Origin of the sequence: Sporosarcina sp. P26b (assembly GCF_002743245.1) — a bacterium.
GTDB classification, from domain to species: Bacteria; Bacillota; Bacilli; order Bacillales_A; family Planococcaceae; genus Sporosarcina; species Sporosarcina ureae_C.
Genome location: NZ_PDYW01000008.1, coordinates 112,219 through 118,413, shown reverse-complemented (window position 1 = coordinate 118,413; position 6,195 = coordinate 112,219). Strand labels below are relative to the sequence as shown.

7 protein-coding genes and 1 riboswitch are annotated in these 6,195 nt (G+C 43.8%); all 7 genes read right to left on the bottom strand.

Annotated elements, in window-relative coordinates; all coding sequences use genetic code 11:
* Positions 1-194 precede the first annotated feature (194 nt).
* Positions 195-1,310, bottom strand: coding sequence for a CdaR family transcriptional regulator (locus CSV69_RS10055; protein WP_099693320.1), 1,116 nt, complete (start codon positions 1,308-1,310; stop codon positions 195-197).
* Positions 1,311-1,385: 75 nt separating this feature from the next.
* Positions 1,386-2,606 carry a hypothetical protein gene (locus CSV69_RS10050; protein WP_099693319.1) on the bottom strand — a complete coding sequence of 407 codons (1,221 nt, stop codon included), beginning with the start codon at positions 2,604-2,606 and terminating at the stop codon, positions 1,386-1,388.
* A 172-nt stretch (positions 2,607-2,778) separates the two neighbouring features.
* Positions 2,779-2,952: riboswitch (cobalamin riboswitch) on the bottom strand.
* Between the two features lie 167 nt (positions 2,953-3,119).
* Positions 3,120-3,290 carry a hypothetical protein gene (locus CSV69_RS16815; protein WP_157129955.1) on the bottom strand — a complete coding sequence of 57 codons (171 nt, stop codon included), beginning with the start codon at positions 3,288-3,290 and terminating at the stop codon, positions 3,120-3,122.
* Positions 3,291-3,656: 366 nt separating this feature from the next.
* Positions 3,657-4,607 carry a malate dehydrogenase gene (mdh, locus tag CSV69_RS10045; protein ID WP_099693318.1) on the bottom strand — a complete coding sequence of 317 codons (951 nt, stop codon included), beginning with the start codon at positions 4,605-4,607 and terminating at the stop codon, positions 3,657-3,659.
* 55 nt (positions 4,608-4,662) lie between these two features.
* The gene (locus tag CSV69_RS10040; RefSeq protein WP_085427579.1) at positions 4,663-5,004 is read right to left on the bottom strand and encodes a BMC domain-containing protein; all 342 of its coding nucleotides are present in this window, start codon (positions 5,002-5,004) and stop codon (positions 4,663-4,665) included.
* Positions 4,979-5,284 (bottom strand): EutN/CcmL family microcompartment protein, encoded by a 306-nt coding sequence (locus CSV69_RS10035; RefSeq protein ID WP_085427580.1) that lies wholly within the window; start codon positions 5,282-5,284, stop codon positions 4,979-4,981. The genes CSV69_RS10040 and CSV69_RS10035 overlap by 26 nt, the downstream gene beginning before the upstream one ends.
* Before the next feature lie 16 nt (positions 5,285-5,300).
* Positions 5,301-6,179 (bottom strand): phosphate propanoyltransferase, encoded by an 879-nt coding sequence (pduL, locus tag CSV69_RS10030; protein ID WP_085427581.1) that lies wholly within the window; start codon positions 6,177-6,179, stop codon positions 5,301-5,303.
* Between the last annotated feature and the right edge of the window lie 16 nt (positions 6,180-6,195).

Below are 6,195 nucleotides of genomic sequence, written 5' to 3'. Positions count from 1 at the left end.
TGCTTACAAAGATCTTACCCTTTTAATCAAGCTAGTAAACCATGGATAGTGCATGGGATGCGGGTTATAAATTTACTATCAATTCTTAAGTTGACAGCTATGGGCTCAAGCCATGCCCGCAGGAAAGCGTCCGCTCGGAACGGAAATCCCCTCCCCCAACACCCTTGCCATCCTCACCATTTGAAACTATTATTTCATTCCTTACCAGGCACTTGTCCATCCAACAAACTCAATGCCAAGTACAACAGAAACACATCATGTGTACTGGAGACGGACAATCCCGTTAACTGCTCGACCTTTTGCAAACGATAGGACAACGTATTCTTATGTATATGTAAACGCTGCGCCGTATTCTGCATCGACTGATTCTCCTCGAACCACACCGCTAGATTATTCAGCAAGTCCTCATGATCTGCAAGCGGCGCAACCGTGCGCTTCAGAAAATCTTTCTTGACCGCGTCCGGAATGCTCTGCAAAACAATCTCTAGCTTTAACTCATGCTCAAAGACAATATCACCCGACACCTTAGCAGCGCTTACCGCACGCTCTGCCTGTGCAAAGGACTTCGCTAAATCGAAGTAACGCACCGGTGCACCTATACCCGCAACGACTCGTACCTTTTTACGTCGTTTGATATGCAACAAAAGAAATTCCAACTCACTTTTTAACGTGTCCTGATTCATTTCAGGCAACAGCAACAAAATTTTATTCTGCGCCCAGCGAATCATCTTCATGGATGAATGGATATTTTGAATCGAGGCGAATATCTCCATTTCCTCAACCGAAAACTGTTCTAGCAAATCCAACACTTCAAGAACTGCTACTTGATGGTAATGCGTCACGTCGATTCCAAGTAGTGTTCCTCTTTCCACGAACCGTTCATCTTTTTTAGTACCAGTCAACCAATCAAAAACGAAAAATTCTACATCACGAACTCTTTCATCCTTTTGCTTACGCTTTAACGAATCTTGTATAAAGAGCTCTACTACCCGTAAAATTAGTTGGGCTTGGGGATGGATCACGTCAGGATTACCCGTAACACCAAGTACGGCAATCGGTTCCCCTTCAATAATAATAGGTAACACGATTCCCTCACGAACACCGTGCAGATGCCCTGCTTCTTTCTCTCCCATGCGCAGCACAGATTTTTGACGCATGCTCAATAAAGCTCCTTCATGGAACTGATTGATCCGGCCAGGTTCTGTGCTCGCTTGAATGAAGCCCCGGCGATCAGTTAAAATCACCTGTTGTTGTATCAAGTTAGATAACTCCGTTACGATTTCATGTCCTAATGTATCAAATTGAAACATCTGTCTCACCTCGGCTGAAAACTGCTAGTTACTCATATCTTACGCCACTTCAGTTTTCACTACAACAGAGGAGAGTTAGACAAGCTGAACTTCTAGAACCCCACAGCTCCACGCTTTCATGAGCAACTGGGATAATTCAGCCGTTTCGATAAGAAGGGACTTTTCCAATGTGACAGAGCCGCCTAGATCGGTATAACGTTGTTCAGCCATTACTCGATCAATCATTGAGAATTGTTGATGCTTTGTCGCTGGGTACGCGGACCGGTTCATCACGTCTGACGCTTTACGCAAAGGAATCTTTATTCCACTTTGAAAAGCAGCCGTCTCTAGATGCGAATTTATTTCATTCGATGCTTTTTCAATATAATCCACTGCAGCTTCCGAATGTAAACCAATTCGTTGATGAGCTATTGTCGCTTCCCACCCCGCCACTTTAATTCTACAACTGTAATTCCACACATCTTCAATACCACTCAGCAAACGTATAAGTATAGTACAAACACTTGCCAAATCTGTTCTTTGTACGACTCGATCTAGTTGAATGTGAGAATCCAATGCGTCAGACCTAGCATGTACAACTTGGCTAAAATGCAAGACAACCCCTTCACTAGCTAGCAACTGCTTCATCAAACCTATCGCAGAGACCTTTTTCTTCACTAGAGAGTGTGTTGAAACTTGATGAGGAGAACGGTCAAATAAAAGCCAAGAACCGCACGCCTTTACCTGTTCCATGAACTGATCCGGGACGAATATATGCTTCTCTTTTACTTTGCTGGATAAAAAGGCGGGTATCCTACTATCTGTTAGGTGCATCGTATGGGGTGGTACTTTGGTATGTCGTTGATGAAATGTCTTGCCAAAGAACGTCATGACATCGTCAGGCAAGGTGATATAACCTTGACTAAGTATCCAATAGGCGTCATGCACTTTCTTCAGACGAGCTATCCCTTCATTCTGCATAGCAGCCATCGCAATGAGCATCAGTCGTTCCTGTGGTAACCCAATACGCTGATCTGAGTAATCAGACGTTATAAACTCACTCATATATTGTTGAAGTTGCTCAATCGACAATAGTTGATCCCGTTCAGCTTTAATCTGCAAACCTAACCACTTAATTTCATTTGCCGAATAGCTATGGATCCATTGTCCATATAATCCATCCTGCATTAGCTTACGAACCAATTGATGAAAGCCTTGGTAAATCGGCTTGCCACGTAGTTGTTCTGCTTGATTGTATAATACATGGAGTAATGCATGTTGATGCGTTCGTTCATCTGTTTGTTGAAGATTTCTCATATCGCCGTCTCCTTTCGTAAACAACAAAAAACAATCATTCCGCCCCTTCGGCAAGATGATTGCAATAGTTGTGAATGAGGAAACAAAAATAGGCAACTCTAACATAACCCATGAAGACGCATGGATAGGAGAGACCTTTTTGCCCCCACCTCTCAACCCCCGAAGAAAGTGTAGCTTTGACGATACGTAGGCAGGTCTCCTGGCTCCACTTCATCCTTCCACCACGCCTTCCCATGTCTCCATAGTGGCTGATTTGGCAGTCGTCCGTGTATACAGTTGCGGGGACAGCTCCGGTTTACGGATTCCCTTTTACACCTCGATAGGTACCTATATATCGTGCAAACTCATGTATTTGATTACATTCATTTTATCATGGATATCGTAGAGGGTGGTAGCGTTTGTTTTGGGTATGTACGAAGACAAAATTAAACAGGGTGCCTATGCATAAAACCACTGGGATCACATCCACAATCGTTTTTTGCTAGGCACCCTGTATTGAGCTTTCTTCATTACTTACATTAGTTGTTGTTCGCATAGACAGCCGCACTCCGCCAATCCTTGGACATATGCTTCTTCCCAAGTGATTCCATGGATGAAACCATTCTCCGTGTAATCTGTGATCAAATAGTATGTCTCATTTTGCTCTGGTAACGCTGAATTGTTTTGATAGTTATTGTTTTTCATAAAAATTACCTCCTGGATTTTGTATTTTTCATAGTATATGTCTTGTTAGGAAATAAAAGAACGCTTTCTACGCTTTTATTGATAAAAGGCTAATTGGTAGCGCTTACATTTAGAAAGCAAGAAGAAATGAATTCATATATATTCCCAGGTGCGTGTACTAAACGCATGTTTTTTAATTCAATGAATTCTGTTTATTGTACCATTTCCATAAATAAAAGTAAACTATAATTGTAACTTCTTATTAACTTTTGTTAGTTATTTAATGCACTTGCATGACCTTCCACTCATTCAATGACTAAATGAACTTTCCTACATACAAAAACATCCCCCTAAGTCCTGATTACGACTTAGAGAGATTTGTAGTGGTTAAGACAGTTGCTTTTCGCAAATCGCGATGACTGCTTTGACAGAGTCTACTGAATGATCGAGTGCAGTTTGTTCTTCTTCTGTTAATGGAAGTTCAATCACACTCTCGATACCATTGCCTCCCAAAACAGTTGGCACGCCTAAATAAATGTTTTGATAGCCGTATTCGCCCTCTAAGTACGCAATGGATGGCATGATACGTTTTTTATCTTTAATAATTGCTTCAGCCATCTCCACCAAAGCTGCTGCTGGTGCATAATACGCGCTGCCATTACCTAGCAAAGAGACAATTTCGCCGCCGCCTTTTCGAGTGCGTTCGACAATTGCTTCTAGTCTCTCGCTCGAGATAATTTTATCCAACGGAATGCCGCCAGCATATGAATAACGCACAAGTGGAACCATATCATCTCCGTGTCCACCTAGTACAAAGCCCGAAATATCTTCTACGGAAATATTCAGTTCTTCCGAAACGAAGGTATTGAAACGCGCCGTATCAAGTACACCCGATTGTCCAATTACACGGTTTTTAGGAAAGCCTGTTGTTTTGTAACATACATACGTCATCGCATCTACCGGATTACTTAAAATCAACACAGTGCTGTCTGGCGCATAACGCTTTACTTGTTCGGAAACGGAACGCATAATCTTAGCATTCGTTGTCACTAGATCATCGCGACTCATACCTGGTTTACGCGCAACGCCTGCTGTAATGATGACCATTGCAGCGCCTTCAATTTCTTCATAATTGGATGTACCCGTAATACGTGAATTGAATTGTTGCACAGGACTTGTCTGAAGAAGATCTAACGCTTTACCTTTAGTCGGATTGGAGAGGTCTGGAATATCAACCAACACGATATCGCCTAATTCCCTCTGCGCTGCCATCAATGCTACGGTTGAGCCGGTGTGGCCAGCTCCTATGACTGCTATTTTATGTCGTTTGAAAGCCATGGAAACCACTCCTTTCTATAGATTTCATTATGGAAAATATGCTAATAAGCAACCGTCAGTCTTTCTTCGGTGCCTTCTTAGCCTCTGCAGACTTCTTTATTTGCGGAATTTCTGGAGTGGGCGACACTAAGGGTTTCACCATGCCGTATACTGAATCATCGGGACGCGGTATCACATGTGCACCTAGTAACTCGCCAACACGCGCTGCTGCGTCGCGACCTGCATCGACAGCTGCCTGTACTGCTCCGACATCACCTTGAACGATGACCGTGACAATTCCACCATCGACCATCTCTTGTGATACCAATTCCACGTTAGATGCTTTCACCATAGCATCTGCTGCTTCAATCGATCCAATCAATCCTTTTGTTTCAATCATTCCGATCGCTTGACTCATGTATATCACCTCTCTTTACTTCTGTTGAATCGATAATACCGATAATGACCGCGTCGATTGGGATCGGGTTTTCTTTCGGTAAAATGAAGCGTGAGGAACCGCCACTCGTAATAAGTACCTCGTCGCCGACTCCTGCCCCGATTCGATCTGCCGCGACCATATGCGACTGTATACTATTGCCGTGTGCATCAATCGGCTGGATGATCAGCAGTTTAAGCCCTGATAGTCCATCTTCTTTGCGGGTTGCCCACACATTACCAATTACTCTACCCATTCGCATGCGTAATCACCTTTTTCTACTTTCTATTGGTTATCGTTTTACCGAGTTCCCGTGCTGTATCTCTTGCAAGTGCTGTAACAATCGTGCCTTTATTCACTAAAATCTCCCGCTCAGAAATCAAAGCGATATCTTCAGCTGACAATAGTCTTTTAGTAAATTCAAATGACTGTGGCACACTTACTGGTTCAGGCGTTATAACGGTTTCTGTTACTCCCGCAACTTGTCCTACTGTCGTATTATTTGCGTCATTCGGTTTCACTAGACGGCCAATCGACCCTTGTGTAATGAAACCACCATTGGCTTCATCCGTATCGATATGCATTTCAAGACGATAGCGTTCATTCACCCGTATCCGCACATTGCGGAATGCAATAGGACGGATTCCATCTGCTTCGACCGTCACGTACTCCCCATCTACCACGCCAAAGCGTGAAGCGTCCGTGGGAGCCATGTGGATATGTGACTGTGCGATAATCAGACCTTGGTCTATATGCACACTACCCTTTGGTCCAATTAATGTAATCGGTGCGGATCCTTCAATATTGCCGGATTCCCGAAGTGGGGGCTTGACGCCGAGCTTCATGGCATCCGTAAAGCTGACCTCAACTTGAGTCGCTTTTCGGACAGGACCTAAAATCCGCACACGTTCAATGCTACTTTTAGGTCCCGCAATCATCACCGTTTCATTGGCGGCGAATTGGCCCGGCTGCGATAGCTCGGACCGTTGTGTCAATTCATACCCTGCGCCAAACAATACTTCCACATGTTCAGGCTGTAAATGTGCGTGACGGGCGGAAACCGCAATGGGCACCGCTCGTTCCGGCAATTGAACGGGGGATTTTCCCAGTTGTCCAAGAATCTCTCCGACAATTTGCTCAATCAATTGCTGATTCATTTAGTTCACGCCTTTC